Here is a 1,826-nt window from a genome sequence, read left to right as displayed (position 1 = left end):
GTGACATACGGATTAACAGTCCGCCGTTCTACCGACTGAACTACAGAGGAATCGTTGTGGAGGCTTATCTTAGCGGCGAAAAAAGTTTTGTCAAACCTGATCTTAGCGATTAGCGATCGATTGATGATTCTGTCGACAGTTTGTTGTAAATCCACACATCTTTTTATGGAAAATACTTTGCAGGTTTAGCATTTCTCCCCCATCATTTGAAATGGAGTTTCAACTTTCTCGTTAAGGTCCATTTTGAACGTCACTGCCCCCCTACGCCAGGCGATTATGCGCACGCCATGGTATGCAAAGCGTAAAAGCTATAGTGTTCTGTTCTGGCGTGAAATCACCCCCCTTGCCGTGCCTATTTTCCTGGAAAACACCTGCGTTCTGTTGATGGGGGTGCTGAGTACCTTCCTGGTCAGCTGGCTGGGTAAAGAGGCGATGGCCGGTGTCGGGCTGGCGGACAGCTTTAACATGGTGGTTATTTCGTTCTTTGCTGCCATTGACCTCGGGACGACGGTTGTCGTCGCCTTTAGCCTCGGCAAGCTCGATCCTAAACGTGCGCGCGAGGCTGCCCGACAGTCGCTGATGATCATGACCATTTTCTCGATCGTGCTGGCGGCGGTGATCCACTATTTCGGCAGGGAAATTATCGATTTTGTCGCCGGTGAGGCCACAAATGAAGTTAAAGACCTGGCGCTGACCTACCTGGAAATGACGGTCCTGAGTTATCCGGCTGCAGCCATCGCGCTGATTGGCAGCGGCGCGCTGCGCGGGGCGGGCAACACCAAAATTCCGTTGCTGATAAACGGCGGGATGAACATCCTGAATATCATTATCAGCAGCGTGCTGATCTACGGCGTCTTCTCCTGGGACGGACTCGGGTTCGTGGGTGCCGGGCTGGGGTTAACGATTTCACGTTATATCGGCGCGGCCGCCATTCTCGGGGTGCTGATGGCGGGGATCACGCCGTCACTGCGCCTTACGCTGAAGAGCTATTTCCGCCCCTTTAACTTCGCCATTATCTGGGAAGTGATGGGAATTGGTATTCCCGCCAGTATTGAATCCGTGTTGTTTAACGGGGGCAAGCTGTTGACGCAAATGTTTGTCGCCGGGATGGGGACTGACGTTATCGCCGGTAACTTTATTGCCTTCTCCATCGCCTCCCTGATAAACCTGCCGGGCAACGCCCTCGGTTCGGCGTCGACCATCATCACTGGTAAACGGCTGGGAAAAGGGCAGATAGGGCAGGCGGAACGGCAGTTGCGGCACGTCTTCTGGCTGTCAACCATTGGCCTGACGTTGATCGCCTGGGGAAGCGCCCCCTTTGCCGGGCTTATGGCCTCTTTTTATACCCACGAAGATGATGTCAAAGAGGTCGTTAAGATCCTGATCTGGCTGAACGCGGCCTTTATGCCCATCTGGGCGGCTTCATGGGTTCTGCCTGCCGGGCTGAAAGGGGCACGCGATGCACGCTTCGCGATGTGGGTGTCGATGCTCGGCATGTGGGGTTGCCGTGTGGTGGTGGGTTACACGCTCGGGGTCATGCTTGGCATGGGGGTAGTCGGCGTCTGGCTGGGGATGTTCCTTGACTGGGCGGTGCGTGGGGCGTTGTTCTACTGGCGTATGGTCAGTGGGCGCTGGCTCTGGAAATACCCGCGAATAAAACAGGAACCAACGACCACAGAATCAACAGAATGCCTGACAAATGCGCGAAGTGGAGAATAATTCGGCAAACAGTCAGAAATATGCATTCTGCCTTTGACATCATCGGGGAGCATCGATAATATGCGCCCCGTTCACACGATTCCTCTGTAGTTCAGTCGGTAGAACGG

1 protein-coding gene is annotated in these 1,826 nt (G+C 54.2%); it reads left to right on the top strand.

The features are described from left to right. Window positions 1-243: 243 nt before the first annotated feature. Window positions 244-1,719: a multidrug efflux MATE transporter EmmdR gene (emmdR, locus tag QLG09_RS22320; RefSeq protein WP_282489431.1), complete on the top strand. Its 1,476-nt coding sequence runs from the start codon at window positions 244-246 to the stop codon at window positions 1,717-1,719. Window positions 1,720-1,826 lie beyond the last annotated feature (107 nt).

This window comes from Enterobacter sp. V89_11 (assembly GCF_029967775.1).
Classification (GTDB): Bacteria; Pseudomonadota; Gammaproteobacteria; order Enterobacterales; family Enterobacteriaceae; genus Enterobacter; species Enterobacter ludwigii.
The sequence above is the reverse complement of the archived record's forward strand: the minus strand, read 5'-3'. Positions and strand labels throughout refer to the sequence as shown.